The organism is Streptomyces sp. CS113 (assembly GCF_002188365.1).
Taxonomy (GTDB): Bacteria; Actinomycetota; Actinomycetes; order Streptomycetales; family Streptomycetaceae; genus Streptomyces; species Streptomyces tendae.
This window is the reverse complement of record NZ_KZ195574.1, coordinates 366,894-392,454: the sequence shown is the minus strand read 5'-3', so window position 1 is coordinate 392,454 and position 25,561 is coordinate 366,894. Positions and strand designations below refer to the sequence as shown.

The following is a 25,561-nucleotide window of genomic DNA, read 5'->3' as shown; positions in this document are numbered from 1 at the left end:
CCAGGTGCGTCGGCGGGCCCGCGCGACCGGCACGTCGGCGCCGGGTCCGACCACACAATGGACGCATGACTTCCTCCTCCACCGGGGTCGCCGGGCCGGACGACGGTCCGGCGACCGGGCGAACCGCGGCGCGCCGGCGCCTCGCGGCCGCGGCGGCCGCACTGGTGATCGTCGGCGCCGGACTCGCGCTCAGGACCGCGGCGGCCGGCGAGGTGGCCAAGTACGGCGGAGACGCGCTGTACACCCTGCTGCTGTTCGCGCTCGTCCTCGCGGCCGCGCCGAGGACGGCACCGGCCCGGGCCGCCGCGGTGGCCCTGGCGGTGAGCTGGGGCGTGGAGTTCCTCCAGCTCACCGACGTGCCGGCGCACCTCGCCCGGCAGAGCACGGTGGCCCGTCTGGTCCTGGGGTCCACCTTCAACGCACCGGACCTGTTCTGGTACGCGGTCGGTGCGGCCGCCGGCTGGGCGGCCGTCAGGCGAGCGTGAAGCGCACCGGTGTTCCGGCCGAGGCCTGGGCCGCCGCGGCCAGGGCGGGTTCGGGCACGACCGCGACGACCGGGTAGCCGCCCGTCGTCGGGTGGTCGTGCAGGAAGAGCACCGGGCGTCCGTCCGGCGGGACCTGCACGGCGCCCAGGACCATGCCCTCGCTCGGCAGTTCGCCCGCCGACGCGCGTTCCAGCGGCGGTCCCTCGGTGCGCAGGCCGATGCGGTTGCTGTGCGGGGAGACGCGGTAGGTGGCCGAGGCCAACGTGCGCAGCGCGGCCGCGGTGAACCAGTCGGCGCGAGGGCCGGGCCGTACCGGCAGGACCAGTTCGGCCGGCGGTCCGGGCCAGGGTGCGGCGACCGGCGGCGGCACCGGTCCGGCGGGGACGCCCACCGCGACGACCTCCCCGTCGCGCAGGGGCGCCGGGCCCAGGCCCGACAGCAGGTCCGTCGAGCGGCTGCCCAGTACGCGTTCGACGGCGATGCCGCCCGCGACGGCCACGTACGAGCGGACGCCCGCCGTCGCCGCCCCGACGTCCAGGACCGAGCCGGCCGGCACCCGCACCGGGGCGCCCCAGGCGGCCGGTCTGCCGTCGACCGTCACCGGGCAGGGCGCGCCGCCGACCACGGCGGTGACGTCCCGGTCCGGCCGCAGGGCGCAGCCGGTCAGGGTCGTCTCCAGGACGGCGGCGTCCGGAGCGTTGCCGAGGAGGCGGTTGGCCAGCCGCATCGCGGGTGCGTCCAGCGCGCCGGAGCGGGGCACGCCCAGGTGGGCGTGGCCGGGCCGGCCCGCGTCCTGCACCGTCGTGAGCGCCCCGGAGCGCACGGTCGTGAGCCTGGTCGTCATGCCCCGGCCCCCGGCCCGGCCCCGGCGGCCGCGGTGCCGCCGGTCGTCGTGTCCGCACCGGCCGCCACGCCGCCGGTCGTCGCCCCCGCCGCCGTCGCGCCGCCCACTGTGACAAACCGCACCCGCGTCCCCGGAGCGAGGAGCGCCGCCCGTTCCCGCGCCGGGTTCCACAGCGGCCGCGGGTCGGGCATGGTGCCGATCAGCTGCCAGCCGCCCGGGGTGGCGCGGGGGTAGACGGCGCTGTAGGGACCGGCGAGGGCCACCGCGCCGGCCGGGACCCGGGTCCTGGGCGTGGACCGGCGCGGGACGTGCAGGTGAGGGGGGAGTCCGGTGAGGTAGCCGAACCCGGGCGCGAACCCGCAGAACGCGACCCGGTAGGTGTGCGACCCGTGCAGGGCGCCGACCTCCTCGGGCCCGACCCCCCACAGGGCCGCCACGTCGGCCAGATCCGGGCCGTCGTAGCGCACCGGGATCTCCACCACGTCCCCGGTGTCGTCCGCGACCGGCGGCACCTCCCAGCCGGCGATCCGGCGGGCCAGCGCCTCCGGGTCCGGCACCCCGTCCAGCAGCACGGTCCGCGCCCCCGGCACGATCTCCTCGACCGGCGGCAGGGCCCCGGCCGCGCGACGGCGCAGCACCTCGGCGTGGAAGGCGGCGGTGCGCTCGGCGTCCGGCAACTCGACGAGCAGGGCGTGTACACCGGCGGGGCGCGCCGTGAGGGCCCCGGTGTGTGCCGTGCAGCCGTCGTCGTCCGTCATGCGAACGCCCCGATCCCGACCCCGGACGTCTCCAGCGCCTCGCGCACCCGGGCCGCGATCCGGGCGGCGTTCGGGGTGTCGCCGTGCACGCACAGCGAGCGGGCGGCCACCGCGACCGTCGTGCCGTCCACGGCCTCGACGGAGCCCTCCACGGCGAACACCACCGCACGGCGTACCACCGCGTCCTCGTCCGTCACCACCGAGCCCGCCTCGCGGCGGGGGACCAGGGTGCCCCGCGCGGTGTAGGCACGGTCCGCGAAGGCCTCCGGGACGCCGGTGAGCCCCGCGTCCGCGGCGGCGGTCAGCAGCAGCGATCCGGGGAGGCCGAGCACGGGCAGCGCACCGCCCGCCAGCCGTACCCCGGCCACGACGGCACGGGCCTGCTCGGCGTCGTGGACGGTGCGGTTGTAGAGCGCGCCGTGCGGCTTCACGTAGGCGACCCGGGCCCCGGCGGCCTCGGCGAACACCCGGAGAGCGCCGATCTGGTACGCCACCTCGGCCGCCAGCTCGTCGGCGGGCACGTCCATGGCACGCCGCCCGAAGCCCGCCAGGTCGCGGTAGGACACCTGCGCCCCGATCCGCACCCCGCGCTCGGCGGCGAGGTCGCAGACGCGGCGCATCACCGAGGGGTCGCCCGCGTGGAAGCCGCAGGCGACGTTGGCGCTGGTGACGACGGAGAGCAGGGCGTCGTCGTCGGTGAGGGTCCAGCGGCCGAAGCCTTCACCGAGATCTGCGTTGAGGTCGATCACCCCTTGAAAGTAGACGATCGTTGAACGATCCGACAAGAGATGTCCGTATGCCCGCTTCCGGGGACGAGAGAATTCACCCCTTGTTAGATCGTTCAACGATCGCTAGTGTCCGTGCATCTGCCACACATCTGGAGCTATGGTCCCCGGGACCGATGAGTCACGTTCCGAAGCTCCGGATCCGTGCCCTGCCCCCTCATGCCTGAAGAAGGCCACCGAATGATCGTTCTCCTCGGTGTGGTCGTGGTGATCCTCGGATTCGTCACGCGCCGCAACCCCGTCCTCGTGGTGGGCGTCGCCGGTATCGTCACCGGACTGCTCGGCAAGATGGACCCGCTGGAGGTCCTCGCGGCCTTCGGCCGGTCCTTCGCCGACAGCCGCTCGGTCACCGTCTACGCCATCGTGCTCCCGGTGATCGGGCTGCTCGAGCGCTACGGCCTGCGCGAGCAGGCCCGCAATCTCATCGGCCGGCTGGGCAAGCTCAGCGCCGGCCGGTTCCTCACCGTCTACCTGCTGGTCCGGCAGGTCACCGCGGCCTTCGGCCTGAACAGCATCGGCGGCCCGGCACAGACCGTGCGCCCCCTGGTGGCACCCATGGCGGAGGCCGCCGCCGAACGCTCCACCGGGACCAAGCTGACCGACAAGTGGCGCGAGAAGGTGCGCTCCTACTCGGCCTCGGCCGACACCGTCGGTGTCTTCTTCGGTGAGGACTGCTTCATCGCGATCGGCTCCATCCTGCTGATCACCGGCTTCGTGAACTCCACGTACCACCAGGACATCGAGCCGACCCAGCTCGCCCTGTGGGCGATCCCGCTCGCCGTCTGCGCCTTCCTCATCCACGGTGCCCGGCTGCTGCTCATGGACAAGCAGCTCGAACGCGAGATGGCGCAGGCCGCCGCCGAGCACGACCTGCCGCTTCCCGAGGGGGCCGACAAGTGATCAAGGTCGAATGGCTGTACTGGCTGATAGGCCTCGTCTTCGTCGTGATGGCCGTGCAGATGGCCACTGACCGCAGCAACCCCAAGCGGTGGACGTCCGCCGCGTTCTGGGGTCTGCTCGGACTCACCTTCCCCTACGGCACCGGTGTCGCCAACGCGACCGCGGACAACGGCGGCTGGACCCTGCCCGCCGAACCGCTCGGCGTCGCCGTCCTCGCCCTGATCGTGCTGGCCGGCTTCAACTTCCTCGGCAAGGGCGTCCCGGTCACCACCACCGGCGAACAGCGCGAGGCCGCGGCCGCCCGGCTCGGCAACAAGATCTTCGTTCCCGCGCTGACCATCCCGCTGGTCGCCATCGTCTGCGCCTCCGTCCTCGACGAGTCCGGGCTGTTCGAGTCGGGCAAGGCCACCCTCCTCGGGCTCGGCCTCGGCTGCATCGCCGCGCTCGTCGTCGGCATGCTCGTCACCGGCGAGAAGAAGGTCTCCGTCCCGATCCACTCCGGCCGCTCCATGCTGGAGGCGATGGGCTCCGCCCTGCTGCTGCCCCAGCTGCTGGCCGTGCTCGGCTCGATCTTCGCCGCCGCCGGGGTCGGCGACCAGGTGGGCGACATCATGAACAAGGTCCTCCCCGACGACTCCAAGTACCTGGCCGTGCTCGCCTACTGCGTCGGCATGTTCCTGTTCACCGTCATCATGGGCAACGCCTTCGCGGCCTTCCCGGTGATGACCGCCGCGATCGGCTGGCCCGTGCTCATCCAGCAGATGCACGGCAACGAGCCCGCCGTCCTCGCGATCGGCATGCTGGCCGGCTTCGCCGGCACCCTGTGCACGCCGATGGCCGCGAACTTCAACATCGTCCCGGCCACCCTGCTCGAACTGAAGGACCAGTACGGGCCGATCAAGGCACAGCTGCCGACGGGCATCGCCCTGCTCGGCTGCTGCACCGTGATCATGGCGCTCTTCGCCTTCTGACGCACGCGGCCCGATCCCCGCCCCCTGACCCCCGCCCCCCGATCCCCGCCCCGACCCGCACGGCAAGGAACGCCCATGACCCGTGTCCTCATCACCGGCTTCGCCCCCTTCGGCGGAGAGCGCGTGAACCCGTCCTGGCAGGCGGCCGCCCTGGTGGCCGCCGAGCCGCCCGCCGGGCTCACGGTCACCGCGGCCGAACTGCCCTGCGTCTTCGGCAAGGCCCTCGACGCCCTGCGCGACGCCATCCGGGCCGAGACCCCCGACCTGGTGCTCTGCCTGGGGCAGGCGGGCGGACGCCCCGGCGTCACCGTGGAGCGGGTCGGCATCAACGTCGACGACGCCCGCATCCCCGACAACGCCGGCGGACAGCCCATCGACGAGCCGGTGGTCCCGGACGGCCCCGCCGCCTACTTCTCCACCCTCCCCGTCAAGGCCTGCGTCGCCGCGATGCGCGAGGCCGGGGTCCCGGCCGCCGTCTCCAACACGGCCGGCACCTTCGTCTGCAACCACGTGGCCTACGGGCTCGGCCACCTCATCGCCACCGAGTTCCCCCACCTGCGCGGCGGGTTCGCGCACGTGCCCTGGGCGCCGGAGCAGGTGCCCGACGGCACCGCGCCCGCCCTCCCGCCCGCCACCGTCGCCCACGGCCTGCGCGCCCTGCTGGCCACCGCCGCCCGCACCCCCGCCGAGCAGGACCTCAAGGTCACCGAAGGAGCCACCCACTGATGCCGCTCAGCGCCCACGCGGCCCCCTTCGCCCAGCTCGCCCTGGCGAACATCACCCGCGAGTACCCCAACTTCCCCGCCCACCTGATCACGTCCGCCGACGAGCACCTCGCACCCCGCTCCCTGCACCCCGCCTTCTACGGCGCCTACGACTGGCACTCCTCGGTGCACATGCACTGGCTGCTCGTCCGCCTGTTGCGCCGCCACGGCGGCACCCCCGCCCTGCCGGACACCGCGGCGGCCGTCGCCGTGCTCGACCGGCACCTCACCCCCGACCACCTCGCCACCGAGGCGGCCTACCTGCGCGACCGCCCGTCCTTCGAGCGCCCCTACGGCTGGGCGTGGCTGCTCGCGCTCGCCGCCGAGTGCCGGGCGCACGGTGGTCCGGAGGGCGAGCGCTGGGCCGGGGCACTGCGGCCGGCGGTGGACGCCGTCGACCGGCTGCTGGCCGACTGGCTGCCCAAGGCCACCTATCCGGTGCGCCACGGCAACCACCCCAACAGCGCCTTCGCGCTGGGCCTCGCACTCGACTCGGGGGAGCTGTCGGACGGGACCGGCCGGGCCGTGCGGGAACGCCTGCTGAGCTGGTTCGCCGACGACCACGACGCGCCCGCGCACTGGGAACCGTCCGGGCAGGACTTCCTGTCCCCGGCGCTCACCGAGGCCGACGCGATGCGCAGGGTCCTCGCGCCGGAACGGCTGGCCCAGTGGCTCGACCGCTTCCTGCCCGGGCTCGGCACCGGTGCCCCCTGTGCCCTCCTGGAGGTGCCGGTCGTCTCCGACCACGCCGACCCGCAGATCGGCCACCTGCTCGGCCTGACGCTCAGCAGGGCCGCCGCGCTGCGCTCCCTCGCCGACGCCCTGCCCGACGGGCCGGTCCGCACCCGCCTGGACGAGGCGGCCGGGGCGCACCTCACGGCGGGCCTGCCGGCGGTCGAGCGCGGCGACTTCACCACCGACCACTGGCTGGCGACCTTCGCGGTCCTGGCGCTGGACCCGTTGGCCCCGGTGGCGGCGCGCGGCTGACGCCCGGTCACCCGCTGCGCGCGGATGCCCGTCTGACCGGCAGCATCGTCTCGACCTCGCCCTGGGTGAGGTGGTCCCGGATCAGTCCGTTGACCAGCGCCGGCTTCTCGAGCGGCACCAGGTGGGAGGCCCCGGGCACGACCGCGAGCCGGGCACCGGGAACGGCGCGGTACAGGTCGGCCGTGTGCTCCAGCGTCATCAGGTCGTCGTCGCCGGTCATCACGAGGGTGGGCGCCTGGATGCGGGCCAGCTCCTGCGTGGTGAGCGTCGGCTGAGTGCGCCACATGTCGAGCACCTTCGCCGCCACCACCGGCCAGTGGTCCGCGCCGTCCGGCGAGACGGCCTCGTACAGCTCGCGGAAGAACGCCAGGTCCGGTCCCTCGGGCGTCATCGCGTCGAGCATGCCGGGCTCGGCGAAGCACTCGGTCCCCGGGCGGAAGTTGGCTCCGATCACCACGACCCCGCGGACCAGGTCGGGCCGGGCGAGGGCGACGAGCAGCGCGACGACCCCGCCGTCGCTCCAGCCGACCAGGTGTGCGGGGCCGCCCACGACGGTCTCGACGAACGCCGCCGTGTCCTCGGCCATGTCCCGGTAGGTGAGCGGACCCGGCACGTCCGCGGTGTGGCCGTGCGCGCGCCGCTCGGGCAGGAAGACGCGGTACGCGGCGGCGAGATCGGGGCGCTGCGCACCCCAGGTGTCGTTGGTGCACAGACCGCCGTGCAGCAGGACCAGCGGCTCGCCGGTCCCCTCGGTCTCGTACCAGGTCCTGACCCCGCGAAGGTCGGCGTACTCGCCCATCGTCCAGGCCCTCTCCGGCCGCGGTCGCTCACGGCCAGTCTCCGCCGGGGCCGGCCCGCCCGCAACACGGGGGAGGGGCGTCAGCCCGGGGGACTCATGACCCCTGCGTGCCGTCGAGCCGTCGCAGCGCCCGCACCAGCGCCTCGACGCCCGCCCGCGCCTTGGAGCGGGGACAGCCGACGTTGAGCCGGACCCGCCCCGGGGAACCGTAGGCGGCTCCCGGCATGACGGCCACCTTCTCGGTCTCCACCAACTCCCGTTGCAGCTCTTGGTCGTCGATGCCCAGCGGGCGCAGGTCGATCCAGGCCAGGTAACCCGCCTGCGGGGGTTGCCAGCCGAGCCGCGGGAACGCCTCGCCGAGACGGTCGGCGACCATCGTGAGGTTGCCCGCAAGGTACTCGCGCAGCGCGTCCAGCCAGGGCGCCCCCTCGCGGTAGGCGGCGATGTGACCGACCAGTGACAGCACCGCGGGGGAGGAGAGCCCGTCCGCGTCCTTGAGGTGCCGCAGGTAGGCGTCGCGCGAGTCGGGGTCGCCGATGATGCCGTAACTGCCCGTGAGCGCCGGGATGTTGAAGGACTTGGACGCCGACGTGACCACGGCCCAGCGGCCGTTGCCGCCGTGCCGCGCCCACGGGCGGTGGACGTGCGGGGCGTACGCCAGGTCGGAGTGGATCTCGTCGCTGACGACCGCGACACCGTGCCGGGCGCACAGCCGGGCCATCCGGTCCAGTTCACCGGCCGACCACACCCTGCCCGTCGGGTTGTGCGGCGAGCACAGCAGCAGTACGGCCGTGTCGGGCAGCGCCAACAGCCGCTCCAGTTCCGCCCAGTCGTCCAGGGGGCACTCCAGGAGCCGTCGGCCGTTGGCTGCCACGGTCTTGGGGAACGCGTCGTACATCGGGGTGTGGGCGACCACCCCGTCGCCCGGCCGCGACCACAGGTGCAGCAGCCGGGAGACCTGGTAGACGACGGACGGCGCGTAGACGACCGACTCCGGGTCCACGTCCGTGTCGTGCCGCGACGCGTACCAGTGGACGATCGCGGACAGGAAGTCGTCCTGCCGCCAGCGCGAGTAGCCGAGTACCCCGTGGTCCAGACGCCGGCGCAGCGCCGCCAGCACCTCGGGGGCGGTCTCGAAGTCCATGTCGGAGATCGTGAACGGCAGCAGGTCCGGCACGCCGAAACGGTCCTGGACGTAGTCCCATTGCGTGCACCAGGTGCCCCGCCGGTCCACCGGTGTGTCGAAGTCGTACGGCGCGGGCGCGGGCGCGGGCCCGGGTGTCGGGGCGGCCGGGGCCGGGTGCGGGGTCATGCCCGGCCCACCGGGATCATCGTCGCGATGGCGTCCTTCACGGACTGGACCTGCGGGCCGATGACGACCTGCACGTTGTGCCCGTCGAGCTTGATGACGCCCACGGCTCCCAGTTTCTTCAGCCGCGCCTCGTCGACCCGTTCGGCGTCCGCCACCGTCATGCGCAGACGCGTGATGCAGTTGTCCAGGGACTGGATGTTGTCCGCGCCGCCGATCGCGTCGAGCATGGCGGCGGCGTCGTACTTCCCCGCGACCAGCTCCCGCACCCGCTCCGGAGCCTGCCCGCCGTCGACCGCGTCGGGCTCCCCGTCACGCGCCTCGTCGTGCGCCTCGCCGTGCGCCGCGTCGTGCTCGTCGTCGGCCGGCGGGTCCTCCCGGCCGGGCGTCTTGAGGTCGAAGCGCGTGATGGCCCAGCGGAACAGGAAGTAGTACGCGGCGAACCACACCGCCGCGATCACCGGCACCAGATACCACTTGGTCGTCGAGCCCTGGAGCACACCGAAGACCAGCCAGTCGATGACGTTGCCGTCGGTGTTGCCGATGAAGACGCCGAGCACGGCCGCCGTGAGGAAGCCCAGTCCCACCAGGACCGCGTGGATGACGTACAGCCACGGGGCGACGAAGAGGAACAGGAACTCCAGCGGCTCCGTGATGCCGCCGACCACGCACGCCACCACGCCGGACACGAGCAGCGCCTTGATCTCCGGACGCATCCGGCGCCTGGCGCAGTGGTACATCGCGAGCGCGGCGCCCGGCAGACCGCCCAGGTAGGCCGCCATCTTGCCCTGGGAGAGGAAGTGCGTGGCGTCGGTGACGGCCGAATTGGGCGCCGCCGAGCAGTCCAGCTGGGCGTAGAACAGGTTCAGTGCTCCGGAGACGTGGTCGCCGCACACGGTTCCCGAGCCGCCGATGTCCGTGAAGCGGAACATGGCGACCAGGATGTGGTGCAGGCCGATCGGGCGCAGCAGTACCTCGCCCATGCCGAAGAAGAACGGGCCGAAGACGCCCGTGTGCCCGATGCCCCGGCCCACCGCGTTGATCCAGCCGTTGAAGGTCGGCCATACCAGCGGAATGAGCAGGCCGAGCACGCTCAGGACCAGGGCCGAGACGATCGGCACGAAGCGCAGCCCGCCGAAGAAGGCGAGCGCGTCGGGCATCCGCTGGGTGCGGAAGCGCCGGTGGAGCAGGCTGACAACGATGCCAACGGCCACGGCGCCGAGCAGTCCCGTGTCGATGGACTGCACGCCCAGCACGTCGGCGATGCCGTAGTGCTCGACGGCCTTCTCGTCCTCGAAGTCGACGCCCTTGGCGGTGAGGTAGAAGTTCACCGCGAGGTTCATGGCGACATAGCCGACGAAGCCGGAGAACGCGGCCACGCCCTTGTCCTCCCGGGCCAGACCGAGCGGGATGGCCATCGCGAAGAGGACGGGCAGGAACGTGAAGGCGACCAGACCGGTGTTGGCCATCCAGGTGAAGACGAGGTGGAAGCCCTCGGCCTTCAGGAAGGCAACGTTGTCAGTGACCGCCTCGCTGGACAGCGAGGAGCCGACGCCCAGCATGATGCCGCAGAACGCGAGCAGGGCCACCGGGAGCATGAACGTCTTGCCGAGCCCCTGGAGGAATTCCCAGAGGGCGGCCTTGGTCTTCTGCATGTGTACGGAACTTTCGGGCCTGGGGGGACGGACCCGTCCGCCCGTCGTGACGACGCGGGGCGGGCCGGCGGGCGGTACGGGCGGCTGGGACATGCCGCCGCAGGGATCACATCACAGCGGGTCGGTGACTGTCCACGGAGTCCCGCGCCGCTCGTGGCGGCACACACCCGCCGGCCCGCCGCTCACAGCCATCCCCGCCGCGCCGCCTGCCAGGCGAGCTGCATCCGGGTCGCCGCGTTGGCGCGCTCCATCATGCCCTGGATGCGGCGCTGGACCGTCCGGCGGCTCAGCTGCATCTGGGAGGCGATCGCCTTGTCGGCGACCCCCGCCACCAGCAGGGAGAGCAGCCTGCGGTCGGTGGGGGCCAGCGCGTCGGGTGCCGCGGGCCCGTCGGTCCCGGACAGTTCGCCGGTGTCGTCGACGTCCAGCGGCACGGCGTCCTCCCAGTAGCGCTCGAACAGCGCCACCAGGGCCGCCAGCAGATTGCTGTCCCTGACCAGCGCCGTCGTCGGTTCCTCCGGACTGCCGTGCGGCCCGCCGGCGACGAGCGGGAAGACGGCCACCGCGCGGTCCGCGATCGCCAGCCGCAGCGGCAACTGGGGCACCGCACGGGCGACCTCACCGGCCCGCACGCCTGCCACGACGTTGTCGACCGCGCCCTCGTCGTCGAAGAACGCCTTCTCGTACAGCACCCGGTAGCGCACGCCGCGGGCCAGTGCCTCGAACTCCTCGGTGTTGCTGCCCGAGGGCATGGCCACGTACTGCGCCTTGCAGAACCAGAGCATCTCCTCGCGCACGCTGGTCTGGATCTGCCGCAGGTGCTGGCGCAGCGCCTCGGCGCCGGTGATGACCTCAAGGAGCTGCCCCGCGTCCCGCCTGCGCATGGTGTCCCGGTAGGACTCGATCAGCCGGGCCGCCTCGTGCTGGGCGAGGTCCAGCGCCTCGGCACTGCGCTTGAGCCGGGGCAGCAGGGCGACATCGGGCGGCGCGGCCTGGTAGAGGCGGGGGACACCGTCGGTGGGGCTGGCGAGTCCCTTCGCGGTGAGCGACTCCAGGACGCGGTGCATCCGCTCGACCGGCATGCCGGCACGCTCCGCCAGGTCGGCGGCGCCGGCCCGGCCGAAGGTGACGAGCAGTGCGTACACCGACTCCTCGTCGGGCGACAGCCCCGCGATCTCCAGCACCACGAACGCCCTCCCCGGATCCTGGGCCGTGACGGTTGAATACCGTACTGCACAGGTGGGGAGGGCGCGGCGGGGGTGTACGGCGTGCTCGGCCGTACACCCCGTGCCGACGGGACCGCTACCGGCGTACCGCGTAGGCGCGTTGCACCGTCTGCCGTACCGAGTTCCCCGCCGAGTCGTGTGCCGTGACACGGAGCGTGACCCACGACTCCCGGTGGGCGGGCGGGGTGAGCGAGGCCCGGAAGGACTGGTGTCCGTGCGCGTGGGTGCGCGCCGTCGACCAGGTGCGCCCGTCGTCGTAGGACGCCTCGACCCGGACGCTCACGCCACGCGGGACGGGCAGCCCGTCCTGGGCGCGGACGCGCACGTCGACGCGGTGCGACCGGGTGCCGCGCACGGAATTGCGCACGTCGACCGGTACGTCGTAGTCCAGTTGGAGCAGCGACAGCGGGGTGGCGGAGTCCGTGCGGCCCGACGCGAAGGACCAGGACGTACGGGTGGCCACGCCCCGCGTCCAGGCCTCGGAGTCGCGCGCGGTCTCCATGTCCAGCCGGTAGCGTGCCCGTTCGGCCGGCACGGCCACGTTCTGCCAGGCGCTGTCGACCCCGTCGACCCGCTCGCCGTCCCGGTACAGCACCGCGCTCGCGGTGTCACCGCCGGAGGCGGGCGACCAGTGCCCGGCCTGCGAGTCCGTGAACTCCGGGACCCTCAGCCGCAGTACGTTGCCGTCCCGCACGGTCGGGGTCGCGGTGCCGGCCGGGATGGACGGCCGGACCACCGCACCCTGCCAGGTCTCCCGGGGCTGCCCGCCGGCCCGGTAGGTGCGCGGGTCGTCCCGCATCCCGGCGATCAGCGGCTGGTCCACGTCGAAGGTCGTGGTGTGGTGCACCCGGTGCTGCCAGGCGGTGTCGCCCGCGCTCACGTACTCGGTCCGCTCGAAACCGAGCGGCGCGAACCGGGTGTACTGCAACCAGGCCGTGTCCTGGTACGGCCGCCAGCCGAAGCGCTGTTCGCTCGCCCACCCCGTGACACCGTTGTCGGCGTACCTGGTGGGGACGACCGCGCTGTTGCGCGCGGACACCGTGTGCACGACCTTCTGGGGCACCTGCTGCGCGGACACCTGCATCACGTCGTACAGATACGGGCTGCGCGCGGTGCCGGTGAACCGCACCGAGGTCGAGCCGCGGGCGATGCGCGCGAGCAGCTCGGCGCCCGTGCCCTTGCCGATCCGCAGGGTGGGCAGGGCGTTGCGGTCACCCGTCGGCCGCCAGCGGGTCCAGCCGGTGTCGTTGAAGTGGACGAGGATCACCGCGCGGACCCCGGACGCGTCCGCCCGTTCGACCAGAGCCCGCTCACCGGCTCCCGTCGGGTTGTCCACCACCGCGACCTTGCCGCGGGCCCGGCTGAAGTCGGCGTTTGCCGCGTCGCCCGCGTCCACCGCGGTCAGCGTCGCGCCGCGATCGGGGAAGAGCGGCGACGCGGGCATGTAGTAGGCGCCCAGGTCGAACCGCGAGCGGGACACCTTCGCCTCGACGAGCGGGGCGACGAGCTGCCAGCGGGAGGCGAACTCGAAGGTGCCCTCGGTGACCTTGGCCGTCGGACTGATGTACAGCCGCTTGGCGATGTCGAAGTACATGGTGCCCTGGGTCAGGCTGCGGCCCCCGATCTCACGGTAGGTCTGGTAGCTGAGGATCCCGCGCTGCTCCGCGGGCCGCGGTGTGCGGATCTCCACCGGAACCGTCTTGCGGGCGTCCAGGGTGACGGTCATGTCCTTGGTGACCTTCACCTCCGGCAGCACCACGTGGCGCAGCTCCTCGCCGTCCTCGGCGGACGTGATCCAGCTGGTGTTGAGCTGGTAGACGCCTTCCTCGACCTCGGCGACCGCGGCGGCGGGGTCGGTGTAGCCGACGAAGCCCTCCGTGCCCCAGATGGTGGGCAGGTCCTGGACCTGCTTGCCGTCCGTGTCGATCGTCTTCACCGTGAGCCGGTGCGTGGGCCCGTGCACCACGAGACTCACCGTGGTGTGCGCGACCACCGAACCGTCGGCGGTCGTCGCGGTGACGTAGCCGTAGAACTTGCCCTGCCCGGCACGGGCGGGATCCACGGTCAGCGGCACCTCGGCCGAGGCGCCGGCGGGCACGCGCACGGAGTCGGAGCCGAGTCGCACCGATCCCTCGGCGGGCGCCTTGCCCCCTTCCGTGGCCAGCTCGACCGCGAGCGAGAGCGTGACGTCCCGGTCCGAGGAGTTGGTGTACCCGACCTTCGAGGTCACGGGCGCGGTGTCCTGCGACGTGAACGGTCCCATGACGAGCGTGCCGGTGGCGGTCACCGCGCCCAGCCCCGCGGCGCGCACGTCGACGCGCCCGCCGCCCTGTTCGGTGACCTTCTGACCGTCCACCGTGACCGCGGTGCTGATCAGCGCGTCCTTCACCTGCGCGCCGGACCAGTCGGGGTGGCGCTGGGCGAGCAGCGCGGCGGCGCCCGCCACGTGCGGGGTCGCCATGGAGGTGCCCGAGGCGGCGGTGTAGTGCGCGTCGACCGGGTCGCCCATGGCCGACCCGGCGGCGCGTGCCGCCACGATGCCGACACCGGGAGCCGTGACGTCCGGCTTCACCGCGTCGTCGCCGAGTCGCGGACCGCGGCTGGAGAACGGGGCGAGCGAGTCGTCCCGGTCCACGGCCCCGACAGTGAGGGCGGCGTCCGCGGCACCGGGCGAGCCGACGGTGCGGGGGCCCTGCTCGCCCTCGTTGCCGGCCGCGACGACGAACAGGGTGCCGGTGCTCCGGCTGAGGTCGTTGAGCGCCTGGCTCATGGGGTCGGTGCCGTCGGTGGCGCCCGAGGAGCCGAGGCTCATGTTGACGACGTCGGCGCCCTGATCGGCCGCCCACTCCATGCCCGCGATCACCTGCGACTCGCTGCCGAAGCCGTCGTCGCCGAGAACCTTGCCGATGAGCAACTGCGCGGCGGGCGCGACACCCTGGCGGCTCCCGCCGGACGCGGCACCGCTGCCGCCGACGATGGAGGCGACGTGCGTGCCGTGCCCGAAGACGTCCCCGGTGCCGGAGCTGCCGGAGAAGTCCTTGGCCGCAGTGACCCGGCCGGTGAGATCGGGATGGCTCTGGTCGGCGCCGGTGTCCAGCACGGCGACCTTGACGCCGTCGCCCCGGTAGCCTGCCGACCACACCTCCGGGGCACCGATCTGGGCCGTACTGCGGTCCAGGGAGGCGGCCACCCGGCCGTCCAGCCAGACCCGCGGAGTGGTGGCGGCGGCCTTCGCGCGCTGCCCGCCGGCCGGGACGAGCCGCTTCCAGAACCGTCCGAGGTCCGCGTCGCCGATCCGCACGGCACGCGCGTCGATGCTCTCGAGTTCGCGGACCGACGCGTCCCGCGCCAGCTCGGTCAGGGAGTTCACGGAGGCGGCCGCCACGCCCTCGGTCCGCTCCACGATGAGCGGCAGCGCGTCCGTGTGCGCGGTGTCGTACCGGTGCGCGAGGAGCGCCGTCACGTCGAACAGGTCCCGGTCCAGGCGTCCGGCGGCCACCAGGGCGTCGGCGTCGGACGGAAGGACCGTCACATGGCCGTCCTGCTCGATGGTCCGGAAGAGGATGCCCCTTCTCCCGGGCCCCGGCGTCACGGACGCCGCCTGCCGGCCGTCCCCGGCGCGGGTGACGGTCACCCGGTCACCGGTGATCAGCTCGACCGTCGCCGCGCCGCCGTCCGACGGGGTCGCGGCGGTGTCCTGACGCGGTGTGCCCGCCAGCGCGGGTACGGGGGCCACGGCGCCGGCGGCCAGCGCCAGACCGGCCGATATCGCAGCCAACAGGCGGATCCGTCTCATCAGTGCGCTGCCTTCCCATGCGTTCGATGCCAGTTCGTGCGTTGGTCAGAATGAATGCACCGCACACGGGGTGTCATGCGATTCGAGTGGCACAGGTGGGACATGTCGCAAGGGCGACAGCGGCCCGTCGCGCGGGTGTACGGCGGGTGCGACCCGGTTGCGGGGGTGCGGGGTTGGCGTGGCCGACGATGTGCGGGACGTCGCGAGGCACCGAGGAGCCGCCTGTGGCGTGAGCCGGGGGCCGGCCGGGGAGGATCCAGCGGGACCGGTGCGTCAGCTCACGGCCCGTCACGTTCCGTCAGGTCCCTCACGTCACGTCACCTCACCTCAGGTCACCTCACGTCACGTCGGAAGGCAGGCACCGATGCGCCGTTTCCTCGCCCGAGTACGCGAACCCGCCCGCGCGCCCCTGGCCCGAGGCGTCGCGGCCGCGCTGGCCCTCACCCTGGCGTCCTCCGTCCTGGCCGCGTCCACGAGCACCGCCGCCGCTCCCGACGGCGACGGTCCGGACCGCCGCCCCGGGCGCAACGCCTGGTTCACGTCGTGGGCCTCCTCGCAGCAGGGCCTCGCGCCCGACCCGCTGCGCGACCAGTCGATGCGGATGATCACCCACCTCAGCCAGGGAGGTGACGCGGTCCGCATACGCGTCCAGAACACCTTCGGCGCGGCGCCCCTCACCGTCGACGCGGCGACGGTGGCCCACAGCGATGGCAAGGACGCCGCGACCCAAGGGCGCCCGCTCCCCGTCACGTTCGACGGCGGACGCGAGGTCGTGATCCCGCCCGGCGGCGAGGTGTGGAGCGACCCGACCGGGCTCCGTACGGCCGCCCAGGACGACATCGCGGTGTCGCTCTCGGTCTCCGGCACGGTGGCGCCGGGACGCCACGACAGCGCCTTCCGCACCAACTACCTGACCCCGCCCGGCTCGGGGGACCACACCGCCGACCCGGCCGGCACGGCGTTCACCGAGACGACCGGCTCCACCCTCCTGGTCAGCGCGGTCGACGTGCGCAACCCGCGCCTGCGCGGAAGTCTCGTCGCCTACGGCAGTTCGGTCGTCGACGGAACCGGGTCGACGAACTGCGGACCGGGCTGCGAGCGCCCGGGCGCCAACCTGAGGTGGACCGACGACCTCGCGCGGCGGATCACCTCGGAGCTGCCCGCCACCCGGCAGTTCGCCCTCGCCAACGCGGGCATCGGCGGCACCACCAGCGCCGCGACCTGCCCGGGCATCGGGGAGTCCGTGCGCGGCCTGGACGCCGCCGCGCGGCTGGAGCGCGACGTGCTGGCCCTGCACGGCGTCACGGGCGTCCTCTACTACTACGGGACCAACGACCTGCCGGCCGGCTGCGACGCCGCGCAGATCGAGGCGAGTTACCGCGAGGTGTTCCGGCGACTGCGGGACGCGGGCATCAAGGTGTACGTCACGCCCATCACCCCGCGCCCCGGCTACACCGACCAGCACAACCGCGACCGGCACGCCGTCGGCACCTTCGTCTCGAAGTGGAACAGCTGCGCCGGCACCTGCGACGGGATCCTCCCCTTCGACCGGGTGCTCGAGGACCCCGTGCGGCCCAACAGCATCCACCCGCCCTACGACACCGGCGACGGCGTCCACGCGAACATCGCGGGCCAGCGGGCCCTCGCCGACATCGTCTCGCTCCCGATGCTGGCGTCCTCGGCCCGCCGGTGACCCGGTGAGCCACCGGTCCGCGTCATGAACTGCCCGGCGGCCGCAGGGCGTCGACGACGAGATCGAGCAGACGGCCCGTCCGCTCCGGCTCGTCGTCGGCCGCCGTCGAGAGGAACACACCGAGGAGCATCGCGGTGACGTCGTCGGGTTCGACGTCCGCGCGCAGGGAGCCCGCCCGCACTCCTTGTGCGAGGAGGGCGCCGATCGCGGCCGTGATGCGCTCCCGGGTGGCCGGAGTCGCGAGGCGTCCCGAGGCCCAGCCGCTGTGGAGGGTGTTGAGCATGGCGCGTTTCGTCGCGACGAACGCGGCGTAGCGCTCCATCCAGGCGCGCAGGGCCCGTTCGGGCGGCAGTTCCTCCAGCAGGGCCGGGGCGCTGTCGGTGACGTCGTCCAGTTCGGCGGCGTAGACGGCCTCGACCAGGGCCTCGCGGGTGGGGAAGTGGCGGTAGAGCGTGCCGATGCCGACCCCCGCGTCGCGGGCGATGCCCTCGAGCGGGACGGTGTCGTCCGCGGCGGTGAAGGCGGCGCGCGCGGCGGCGACGAGGTTCTCGCGGTTGCGCCGCGCGTGGGCGCGCAGCGGGCGGCCCGCGCTCGCCGGGGGCCGGGGGCGGTCGGCCGCGGGCGTGGGTTCCTGGTCAGGAGACAAAGCGGAGGGTCCTCCGGTAGTGCTACAGTCGGCTTGACGGAGGCTCCTCCGTTTTTGCCATCTTCTCATGAGGGCGGACTTCCCATGACGTCACACGGCACCTCTTCTTCCGTCACGGCCGAGGGCACGCCCCGCCCCGGCGGCGCGGGAACGCTCGCGGGCCGCACCGTCTCCCGGATCGGGTACGGCGCGATGCAGCTCGAGCGGCTGCACACCGACCGCGGCGCCGCCGTCGCACTCGTACGCCGCGCGGTGGAGCTGGGCGTCGACCACTTCGACACCGCCCAGTTCTACGGCGACGGCTTCGTCAACGAGGTCCTGCGCGAGGCGCTGGGTACGGCGGACGACGCCGTGGTCGTGACCAAGGTCGGCGCGACCCCCGACCCCGGCGGTCCGCTTCCCCTGCGGCTCGCCCAGCGGCCCGAGGAGCTGCGGGCCGACGTCGAGGACAATCTCCGGAGCCTGGGCACCGACCGCCTCGCGGTCGTCAACCTGCGCCGCGCCGACACCGGTCCCGGACTCCGCGCCGAGGGTGATCAGCGGGTCGGCATCGACGACCAGCTCGCCGTGCTCACGGCGCTGCGGGACGAGGGCAAGATCGGCGCCATCGGGCTCAGCGCCGTCACCCCTGACGGGCTGCGCCGCGCACTGCCGGTGGGCGTCGCCTGCGTACAGAACTCCTACAGCCTGGTCAGCCGCGCGGACGAGGACCTCCTCCGGCTGTGTGCCGCCGAAGGCATCGCCTGGGTGCCCTACTTCCCGCTCGGCGGCGCCTTCCCCGGGATGCCCAAGGTGGCCGACGAGCCCGCCGTCCGGTCCGCGGCGCGGGCGCTCGGTGCCACGTCGGCCCAGGTGGGGCTCGCCTGGCTGCTGCACCACGCCGCGAACGTGCTGCTCATCCCCGGCACTGCGGACCCCGGCCACCTGGAGGCGAACATCGCCGTCGGAGGCCTCGCCCTGGGCGGAGCGGACGTCGCCGCGCTGGACGCCGTGCCCAGCCGCTCCGCGGACCACGTGCGGCTCGGCTGAGGGGGCGGCCGGCCCGTCCGGGGAGGCGGCAGGCGCGACCTCACATGGCGCGCAGGCCCCGGTCGGCGAAGGCCACGAGCCAGTCGAAACTCGCGTCGACGTCCGTGCTCCACTGGAAGGCGTGTGCCGCCTCCAAGGTGGCGAAGCCGTGGCAGAGGCTGCGCAGCAGGCGCAGGGCGTGGTCCACGTCGCGGTCCTCGATCTCGTAGCCGCGCAGGACGGCGGTGAACGCGCCGAGCAGCCGCTCTCCCGCCGCGGCCAGGGGATCGTCCGGGCCGGACGGCTCCTGGCCGATCGTCGCGGCGTACCGCCCGGGGTGCTCCACGACGAAGGCACGGAAGGCGCGCGCCGCGGCCGCCAGGGCGTCGCTGCCCGCCCGGCCCTGCACCGCGCCGCCCACGGCGTCGGCGGCCTCGTCGAGGGCCAGCGTCGCGATCCGCCGGATCAGGTCGTCCTGCCCCGCCACGTGCTTGTACAGGGACGGGGTGCGTACGCCGACCCGGTCGGCCAGCAGCCCCATCGTCAGTCCGGAGAGGCCCACTTCGTCGGCGAGGGCCGCACCGGCGCCGACCACGGCCGCGCGATCCAGTCCCGCCCTAGGCACGGGCGGCGTCCGAGCGCAGGAAGGCGAGCACGAGCGCCACCACCCGGTCGGGATACTGGTCGTGCGGATAGTGTCCGGCGCCCTCGATCATCTCCAGGCGGCCGAGGCCGGACGGCAGGGCGTCCACCACGGCCGCGCCCTCGGCGCCCGGGTCGGCCCAGTCGGGGTCCAGCGTCCCCATCACCACCAGGACCGGGCACCGCACGTCGCCGAGCCGGGCGCCGGCGTCGGTCGGAGCGCTGCGGCCCATGGCCTGCATGGCCTTCATCCGGCCCGGCTCCCGCAGCAGGGTCTCGATGCGGCCCAGCCGCTCGGCCCAGTCGGCGGGCCTCGCCCCCGGGTAGGCCACGTCGAGGTATGAGCGCCAGAGCCGCAGACTGCCGAAGAGTCCCGCGCCGAGCAGCCGCACCATGCCGCGCCGGAACCGCCGCACCCGCAGGTCGCCGAGCCGGACCGACTGCTTGCGGGTGAAGGGCGCCAGTTCGACCACCGAGGTGACGAGTGCGGGCTCCCGCGCCGCCGCGATGGTGGCCGCACCGCCCGAGACCGAGTGGCCCACGAGGACGGCCGGGCCGCCGAGGTGGCGGATCAGGGCGAGGAGGTCGCCGGCGATGTCGCTGCGGCTCCAGGCCGGCCAGTCGACGCTGGACTCGCCGCAGCCGCGCAGGTCGACCGCGGCCACCCGGTAACCGGCCGTCACCAGCTGCGGCACCACGGCGCGGTAGGCGGCACGGCTGTCGCCCATGCCGTGCGCGAGCACGATCAGCGGACCCGAACCCGCCACCTCGTAGGCGATCGTCCCGTTGTCGACGGCAAGGTACTCGGTCACGGCAACCTCCAGGTACGGCTAATGAAGTTAGCTAAAAGCTATTCTCATTAGCCGCACCTGTCAATGGGTCCGCGTCCCGGCCTCCGGAGGCGACTCGGACTCGAGGCGTACGAAGGGGATCGCTCGCCCGGCCCGGCGCAGTGACGTCGCACTGCCGTCGGCGGGCAGGCGCACGAACGCGCACAGCCGGCGTGCGGTGCGGGGGCGGCGTGCCCCGTACTCCTCCATGATCGCGGCACCGTCCTCCGGGCCGAGGAAGCGCGCGGTGACCGCGTGGTGCCGGTACCCGTACTGGAGGACCGTCTTCGGCTGCGCGCGCAGGTTGCGGTACCAGTCGGCCCGCGGGCCGAAGCCGGACGCCACCGTCCAGGCCGGGGAGTCCCGTTCGTGGGCCACCACCTCGAGAACGGCATGGCGGTCCAGTCCCGAGACCCGACCCGTGTGGTGCAGCAGCAGCAAGCGCCGGCCCAGCAGCGGGCCGAGTCCGACGCGGAACAGGAGGGCGGGCGCGCGGGCGGCCTTCCGCCGCCACCCTTCGGGCAGGGGCGGCCGGCCGGTGTCGGCGTCCTCGCTCTGCATGGGGGGGCACCTCCGGTGGTCGACGACGTGGGCTCCGGCGCCGGGGAGCCGGGGTCCGAAGGCTCCGTGGGGTCCGTAGGGTTCACGGCGATGCGGATGGTCGACCGCCTGATCGCGGCGGGCCTGGCCGTCCGGCACGCCAATCCCCGCAACCGCAGGCAGACGCTGCTACAGCTCACGGAGGAGGGGCGCCGCACGGGCGAGCACGTCACGGCCCGTCGGCGCTCCGAGATCGCCGGGATCGTCGAACTGCTCACCCCGGCGCAGCGGTTGGCGCTCGTCGACGCCCTTGCCGCCTTCAACCACGCGGGGGCCGAGCCGCCGGCCCCTGACCTGGTCCGGCCGCATCCGCCGGGGTGGTCCATGGACTTCCCGGCGGCCCACGACGTGTGACCCGGGCGGCTCGCCGGCGAAACGGCGAAGGGCGCCGGGCGGACGGAGGGGGAGCGGGAGCCGCTCAGTCGGTCCGGGCGGGTGGCCGGATCGCTTGCTCCACGGCCAGTTCCACCTCGCGGCGCGGCACGCCCTGCTCCTCGGCGTAGGCGGTGATGCCCTGGACCAGGGCGGCCGTGGCGTCCGACCAGACCGCCAGGGCGACCGTGGCGTTCTCGCCGGCGTTGTTGCGGTAGCGGTTGTCCGCCGCCTCGACGGCTCGCTGGAGGTCGATGAGGCGTCTCGGGATGTCCATGGTGGCGAGCCTAGGAGCGATGATCATGGATTTCAGTGCCCCGTCGAGCGCGGTCGCTCCCAGCGGGGGCAGTCGTGTCTGCCCCCGCCGCTGCCCGTCGGACCTCAGGCGTCCAGCGCGCGTCGCCCACCCGCCGTGGACTCCCGCACCTCCAGCCAGTGCGGCGCCACGTGCACCTCGAACGGCAGGGGCGACCGGGAGCGTATCCGGGCCGCCAGGCACTTCACGGCCAACGAGGCGATGGCGGCCTTGTCGGGGACCACGGTCGTCAGGGAGGGCGTGCTGTACAGCGCTTCCTCGGAGCCGTCCACACCCGCGACGGCGACGTCGCCGGGAATGGCCAGTCCCGCTTCGTGCAGGGCGCGTTGGGCACCCACGGCCAGCAGGTCGCTGAAACAGAAGACGGCATCGGGGCGTTCGCCGGCGGGCAGTGCGGCGAGCCGGCGCATCGCCAGCAGTCCGTTGCGCCGGTCGAACTCCTCGACCGGGGGCGCGAGCCGGGGATCGAAGGGCAGCCCGGCCTCGTGCAGGGCCCGCTGGTATCCCTCCAGCCGCTGACGGCTCGTCGCGGAACCCTGGCGGTCCACGCCGATCGCGGCGATCCGGGTGCGTCCGAGGCCGATGAGGTGGGCGGTGAGGTCACGGGCCGCCGCCACGTTGTCGATCAGCACGTGGTCGGCCACGACGCGGTTGCGTCCGTAGGTGCGCTCACCGAGCAGCACCAGCGGGAACTCGTCGGTGACGGAGGCGAGTTCGTCGGGCGTGACGCGCAGCGGGGAGAGGATCACGCCGTCGAGCAGTGAGGCGCCGACCCCGCCCGCCAGACGCAACTCCTCGGCGGCGTCGCCCCGTGACTCCTCGATCAGGACGGTCAGGCCGAGCAGGGTGGCCGCGCCGCGCACATGGTGGGCGAGTTCGGCGAAGTAGGGCGTCGCCAGGTCCGGGACGACGAGCGCGACGAGACCACTGCGTCCGGTCCGGAGCCTGCGCGCCGAGGGGTTCGGCCGGTAACCCAGCTCGTCCACCGCCCGCATCACCCGCGAGCGGGTGGCCTCGGACACGCGCGGGGCGCCGCGTACAACGTTGGACACCGTCTTGATCGACACCCCCGCGCGCTCCGCCACGTCCTTCAGTCTCACCGCGGCCACAGCCCGCCCCCTTGCCGAAGTTTCCGCAGATTATGCATCTGCGTGCCGCCCCTGTCAGTACGTGAACCGGGCGCCGACTCTTTTGCGGACAGAGGGTTGACCTTGCGGACGCGCGCCGGTTACAACGTTGGAACACCACGATAGCAAGCGGTTGCTGCGAAGCGGCGCCGACGTCCTCCGCCTGCCCGGGCACTCCCACCACCGTGTGTCCCGCAGCGTCCAGCCCCGTTCGGCTCACGAGAGGGTCCGCATGTCATCGCACGTTCCGAACGCACCGCTGCGCACGGCAGTGGTCGGCACGGGATCCATCGCCCGGTCCAGTCACCTGCCCGCCCTGAGGAAACTGGCCGCCGAGGGCGAGGTGGAGGTCGTCGCCGCGGTCGACGTGGACGGGCCGGCGGTGCGGGCGTTCGCCGACGAGTTCGGCATCCCGCAGGCCTCCACCGACCTCCACGCGATGCTGGCCGAGGTGCGCCCGGACCTCGTCGTGCTGTGCACACCGCCCGCCGTGCACCGCGAGCAGGCCGTGGCCGCGCTCGCCGCGGGAGCCTGGGTGTGGTGCGAGAAGCCGCCCTGCCCCTCGCTCGCCGACTACGACGCCGTCGAGGCGGCCGAACAGGGCGACGACGCGGGGCCGTACGCCTCCGTCGTCTTCCAGCACCGCTTCGGATCAGGCGCCCGCCACGTGCGCGCGCTGCTGCGCGGCGGCGCGCTGGGCCGGCCGCTGGTGGCCCACTGCCAGACCACCTGGTACCGCGACCGGGCGTACTACGCGGTGCCCTGGCGCGGCCGCTGGGCCACCGAGGGCGGCGGACCGGCCATGGGACACGGCATCCACCAGACGGACCTGCTGCTGGACCTGATGGGCCCGTGGACCGAGGTGCGCGGCATGGCCGCCCGGCTCGTGCACGACGTGGAGACCGAGGACGTCTCCACGGCCCTGGTCCGCTTCGCCGACGGAGCCGTCGCCACCCTGGTCAACAGCGTGCTGAGCCCGGACGAGGTGAGCCGGATCCGCATCGACTGCGAACTGGCCACGGTCGAACTGACCCACCTGTACGGCTACCGCAACGCGGACTGGCGCATCACCCCGGCGCCCGGCGTCCCCGCCGAGACCGCCGCGGCCTGGCGCGACTTCGGCGCCGACGAGCCCAGCTCGCACCAGGCCCAACTGCGCGTCCTGGTCGACGACATCAAGAACGGCCGCCGCCACGCGACCAGCGGTGCGGGCGCCCGGCGGACCATGGAGCTGATCACCGCCCTGTACAAGTCCGCGTTCACCGGCACGCCGGTACGCGCGGGCGACATCGGCCCCGGCGACCCGTACTACACCCAACTGCACGGCGGAGCCCCGGGCTGGGCGCCGGCCGTCACCCGCGAGGAAGAGGACCGCGCATGACGCTCTCACTGACCCACGTCCACGGAGACCGCATCACCGTGGCCCACGGTGCGGCCGGAACCGAGCTGTTCTCCTACGTGTACCGCCCCGAGGCCGACTGGGAGGCGCCCAAGCCGTACCTCCACCCGGTCAGGACCCTGTCCGGCGGGCTGGTCACGGACTACCGGCCCAACGACCACCGCTGGCACAAGGGGCTCCAGCTGACCGCCTCCCACCTGTCCGGACAGAACCTGTGGGGCGGCAACACCTACGTGCACGGCGAGGGTTACCTCGCGCTGCCGGAGAGGGTCGGCTCGATGGCCCACGTGGCCTTCGAGGAGGTCGGCGCGGAAGGGGACCGCGCCGTCATCGCCGAGCGGCTGACCTGGCACCCGCACGGCGGCGAGCTGTGGGCCGAGGAGGAGCGCCGCGTCGAGGTCCGCGACGTCGACCCCGACACCGGCAGCTGGACCCTCACCTGGACCTCGGCGGTGACCAACCGGCGCGGCGAACCCCTGCGGTTCGGCAGCCCCACCACCCACGGACGCCCCGCCGCCGGATACACCGGACTGTTCTGGCGCGGACCCCGCGCCTTCCGCGGCGGCCGGGTCTTCACCGCCGACTCCGACGCCTCCCCGGATGCCGACCCGATGGGCTCGCAGGCCCCCTGGCTGGCCTACGTCGGCGAGCACGACGGACGGGACGGCCACGCCACGCTCGTCTTCGAACACGCCCCCTCCAACGACCACTCGGGCGACAAGGGCACCCACCCGGCGCACTGGTTCGTGCGCAGTGACCCCTTCGCCGCGGTCGCGCCGTCCTGGGCCTTCCACGAGGAACTGGTCCTGCCGCCCGGTGAAACCCTCGCCCGGACCTACCGCGTGCTCGTCGCCGACGGCGCCTGGGACCGCGCGCGGGTCGCCGCCCACCTGGCGGGGCTCGCGTGGTGAGCCCGGCGTACGACGGCTTCCCGGCGGCGGTCGGCGTGTCCCGACTGACCGTGTACGACTGGCCGACCGTGGAGGGGCTGCCCGGCGGCGGCACCCCGCACCTGCACCTGACGTGCAGCGAGGGCTACGTCGTCACGGCGGGCCGGGGCACGGTGCAGACCCTGACCACCTCGGGCTTCGAGGAGACCCCCCTGGAGCCGGGCACGGTCGCCTGGTTCACGCCCGGCACGATCCACCGCCTCGTCAACGACGGGGGCCTGGAGATCATCGTCGTGATGCAGAACAGCGGCCTGCCCGAGGCGGGCGACGCCGTCCTCACCCTGCCCCAGGACCGCCTCACCGACCCCGGCACGTACGCCGACGCGGTGCGCATCCCTGCCGACCTGCCCGAGGCCGAGCAGGCGCGGATCGCGCGCGCCCGCCGCGACACGGCGACCCGGCGCTTCCTCGAACTCCGCGCGGCCACCCGCGACGGCGACCCGGAGCCGCTCGCCGCGTTCCACCGGGCCGCCGCCGAACTGGTGCGGCCCCGGCTGGACGACTGGGAGCGGCGCTGGCGCGACGGCGCGCACGCGGCCGCGGAGGCGACCCGGGCCCAACTCGAGGCACTACGCGGCAAGGACGGCGGCCACCTGAGCGCCGCCCGGGTGTCCGCGACGGGCCCCGCGGCCCGCGGACGCTTCGGAATGTGCGGCAGGCTGGCCGTCTACCCGGGCATCTGAGCCCGGCCCCGACCGG

Annotated in this window: 24 protein-coding genes and 1 pseudogene; 11 read left to right on the top strand and 14 right to left on the bottom strand. The window is 73.7% G+C overall.

The window, feature by feature from the left end:
* Window positions 1–65 precede the first annotated feature (65 nt).
* A complete protein-coding gene (locus tag B9W62_RS01465) occupies window positions 66–485 on the top strand; it encodes a ribosomal maturation YjgA family protein (RefSeq protein WP_087804370.1) in 420 nt (139 codons plus the stop codon).
* Here the strand turns inward: B9W62_RS01465 and B9W62_RS01460 are convergent.
* Genes B9W62_RS01460 through B9W62_RS01450 form a run of 3 tightly spaced genes read right to left on the bottom strand, consistent with a single transcriptional unit; the run spans window position 472 to window position 2,836 of the window.
* Window positions 472–1,329, bottom strand: a complete 858-nt coding sequence (locus tag B9W62_RS01460) for a 5-oxoprolinase subunit C family protein (protein WP_087804368.1) — start codon at window positions 1,327–1,329, stop codon at window positions 472–474. The two genes, B9W62_RS01465 and B9W62_RS01460, sit on opposite strands and share 14 nt — an antisense overlap.
* On the bottom strand, window positions 1,326–2,087 hold the full coding sequence (locus B9W62_RS01455; RefSeq protein WP_256976161.1) for a 5-oxoprolinase subunit B family protein: 762 nt from the start codon (window positions 2,085–2,087) through the stop codon (window positions 1,326–1,328). Before B9W62_RS01455 ends, B9W62_RS01460 begins: the two co-directional genes overlap by 4 nt.
* Window positions 2,084–2,836, bottom strand: coding sequence for a LamB/YcsF family protein (locus tag B9W62_RS01450; protein WP_087804366.1), 753 nt, complete (start codon window positions 2,834–2,836; stop codon window positions 2,084–2,086). The genes B9W62_RS01455 and B9W62_RS01450 overlap by 4 nt, the downstream gene beginning before the upstream one ends.
* A 216-nt stretch (window positions 2,837–3,052) precedes the next feature.
* Here B9W62_RS01450 and B9W62_RS01445 point away from each other — a divergent pair, with 216 nt between their 5' ends.
* The 4 genes from B9W62_RS01445 to B9W62_RS01430 all read left to right on the top strand — a co-directional run bounded on the left by B9W62_RS01445 (window position 3,053) and on the right by B9W62_RS01430 (window position 6,494).
* A complete protein-coding gene (locus B9W62_RS01445; protein WP_087804364.1) occupies window positions 3,053–3,772 on the top strand; it encodes a DUF969 domain-containing protein in 720 nt (239 codons plus the stop codon).
* A complete protein-coding gene (locus B9W62_RS01440; RefSeq protein ID WP_087804362.1) occupies window positions 3,769–4,743 on the top strand; it encodes a DUF979 domain-containing protein in 975 nt (324 codons plus the stop codon). The genes B9W62_RS01445 and B9W62_RS01440 overlap by 4 nt, the downstream gene beginning before the upstream one ends.
* Window positions 4,744–4,818: 75 nt before the next feature.
* Complete coding sequence (pcp, locus tag B9W62_RS01435) at window positions 4,819–5,469, top strand: pyroglutamyl-peptidase I (protein ID WP_087804360.1); 651 nt, start codon at window positions 4,819–4,821, stop codon at window positions 5,467–5,469.
* Window positions 5,469–6,494 carry a DUF2891 domain-containing protein gene (locus B9W62_RS01430; RefSeq protein ID WP_087804358.1) on the top strand — a complete coding sequence of 342 codons (1,026 nt, stop codon included), beginning with the start codon at window positions 5,469–5,471 and terminating at the stop codon, window positions 6,492–6,494. Before pcp ends, B9W62_RS01430 begins: the two co-directional genes overlap by 1 nt.
* A gap of 7 nt (window positions 6,495–6,501) precedes the next feature.
* Here B9W62_RS01430 and B9W62_RS01425 read toward each other — a convergent pair whose 3' ends face one another.
* From B9W62_RS01425 to B9W62_RS01405, 5 genes are all read right to left on the bottom strand, one after another.
* Window positions 6,502–7,293 carry an alpha/beta fold hydrolase gene (locus tag B9W62_RS01425; RefSeq protein WP_087804356.1) on the bottom strand — a complete coding sequence of 264 codons (792 nt, stop codon included), beginning with the start codon at window positions 7,291–7,293 and terminating at the stop codon, window positions 6,502–6,504.
* Between the two features lie 94 nt (window positions 7,294–7,387).
* Window positions 7,388–8,605: a MalY/PatB family protein gene (locus tag B9W62_RS01420; protein WP_087804354.1), complete on the bottom strand. Its 1,218-nt coding sequence runs from the start codon at window positions 8,603–8,605 to the stop codon at window positions 7,388–7,390.
* Entirely contained in the window at window positions 8,602–10,257 is a 1,656-nt protein-coding gene (gene malX, locus B9W62_RS01415) for a maltose/glucose-specific PTS transporter subunit IIBC (RefSeq protein ID WP_087804352.1), read from the bottom strand. Before malX ends, B9W62_RS01420 begins: the two co-directional genes overlap by 4 nt.
* A 182-nt stretch (window positions 10,258–10,439) precedes the next feature.
* The gene (locus B9W62_RS01410) at window positions 10,440–11,444 is read right to left on the bottom strand and encodes a helix-turn-helix domain-containing protein (protein ID WP_087804350.1); all 1,005 of its coding nucleotides are present in this window, start codon (window positions 11,442–11,444) and stop codon (window positions 10,440–10,442) included.
* Window positions 11,445–11,559: 115 nt separating this feature from the next.
* Window positions 11,560–15,279, bottom strand: a complete 3,720-nt coding sequence (locus tag B9W62_RS01405; protein ID WP_087804348.1) for a S8 family serine peptidase — start codon at window positions 15,277–15,279, stop codon at window positions 11,560–11,562.
* 364 nt (window positions 15,280–15,643) lie between these two features.
* On the opposite strand from B9W62_RS01405, the gene B9W62_RS01400 reads away from it, so the two are divergent.
* Window positions 15,644–16,972 carry an SGNH/GDSL hydrolase family protein gene (locus tag B9W62_RS01400; protein WP_087804346.1) on the top strand — a complete coding sequence of 443 codons (1,329 nt, stop codon included), beginning with the start codon at window positions 15,644–15,646 and terminating at the stop codon, window positions 16,970–16,972.
* Window positions 16,973–16,994: 22 nt separating this feature from the next.
* On the opposite strand, the gene B9W62_RS01395 is transcribed toward B9W62_RS01400, so the two are convergent.
* Entirely contained in the window at window positions 16,995–17,618 is a 624-nt protein-coding gene (locus B9W62_RS01395) for a TetR/AcrR family transcriptional regulator (protein WP_087804344.1), read from the bottom strand.
* Between the two features lie 84 nt (window positions 17,619–17,702).
* Here B9W62_RS01395 and B9W62_RS01390 point away from each other — a divergent pair, with 84 nt between their 5' ends.
* Window positions 17,703–18,647 carry an aldo/keto reductase gene (locus tag B9W62_RS01390; protein ID WP_087804342.1) on the top strand — a complete coding sequence of 315 codons (945 nt, stop codon included), beginning with the start codon at window positions 17,703–17,705 and terminating at the stop codon, window positions 18,645–18,647.
* Window positions 18,648–18,687: 40 nt separating this feature from the next.
* Here B9W62_RS01390 and B9W62_RS01385 read toward each other — a convergent pair whose 3' ends face one another.
* Genes B9W62_RS01385 through B9W62_RS01375 form a run of 3 tightly spaced genes read right to left on the bottom strand, consistent with a single transcriptional unit; the run spans window position 18,688 to window position 20,659 of the window.
* Window positions 18,688–19,221, bottom strand: coding sequence for a TetR/AcrR family transcriptional regulator (locus B9W62_RS01385; protein ID WP_087804340.1), 534 nt, complete (start codon window positions 19,219–19,221; stop codon window positions 18,688–18,690).
* A gap of 22 nt (window positions 19,222–19,243) precedes the next feature.
* Entirely contained in the window at window positions 19,244–20,080 is an 837-nt protein-coding gene (locus B9W62_RS01380) for an alpha/beta fold hydrolase (protein ID WP_087804339.1), read from the bottom strand.
* 60 nt (window positions 20,081–20,140) lie between these two features.
* Window positions 20,141–20,659, bottom strand: a complete 519-nt coding sequence (locus B9W62_RS01375) for a nitroreductase family deazaflavin-dependent oxidoreductase (RefSeq protein ID WP_087804338.1) — start codon at window positions 20,657–20,659, stop codon at window positions 20,141–20,143.
* A gap of 84 nt (window positions 20,660–20,743) precedes the next feature.
* Between B9W62_RS01375 and B9W62_RS01370 the strand changes: the two are divergent.
* Window positions 20,744–21,052, top strand: a pseudogene (locus B9W62_RS01370) (MarR family winged helix-turn-helix transcriptional regulator); the annotation flags it as partial.
* A gap of 64 nt (window positions 21,053–21,116) precedes the next feature.
* Here the strand turns inward: B9W62_RS01370 and B9W62_RS01365 are convergent.
* A complete protein-coding gene (locus tag B9W62_RS01365; RefSeq protein ID WP_087804336.1) occupies window positions 21,117–21,347 on the bottom strand; it encodes a hypothetical protein in 231 nt (76 codons plus the stop codon).
* A 104-nt stretch (window positions 21,348–21,451) separates the two neighbouring features.
* The gene (locus B9W62_RS01360) at window positions 21,452–22,495 is read right to left on the bottom strand and encodes a LacI family DNA-binding transcriptional regulator (RefSeq protein WP_087804334.1); all 1,044 of its coding nucleotides are present in this window, start codon (window positions 22,493–22,495) and stop codon (window positions 21,452–21,454) included.
* A 250-nt stretch (window positions 22,496–22,745) separates the two neighbouring features.
* On the opposite strand from B9W62_RS01360, the gene B9W62_RS01355 reads away from it, so the two are divergent.
* Genes B9W62_RS01355 through B9W62_RS01345 form a run of 3 tightly spaced genes read left to right on the top strand, consistent with a single transcriptional unit; the run spans window position 22,746 to window position 25,545 of the window.
* Complete coding sequence (locus B9W62_RS01355; protein WP_087804332.1) at window positions 22,746–23,894, top strand: Gfo/Idh/MocA family protein; 1,149 nt, start codon at window positions 22,746–22,748, stop codon at window positions 23,892–23,894.
* Complete coding sequence (locus tag B9W62_RS01350) at window positions 23,891–24,823, top strand: DUF6807 domain-containing protein (protein WP_087804330.1); 933 nt, start codon at window positions 23,891–23,893, stop codon at window positions 24,821–24,823. The genes B9W62_RS01355 and B9W62_RS01350 overlap by 4 nt, the downstream gene beginning before the upstream one ends.
* Window positions 24,817–25,545, top strand: a complete 729-nt coding sequence (locus B9W62_RS01345; RefSeq protein WP_107424181.1) for a cupin domain-containing protein — start codon at window positions 24,817–24,819, stop codon at window positions 25,543–25,545. Before B9W62_RS01350 ends, B9W62_RS01345 begins: the two co-directional genes overlap by 7 nt.
* The last annotated feature ends 16 nt before the right edge of the window (window positions 25,546–25,561 follow it).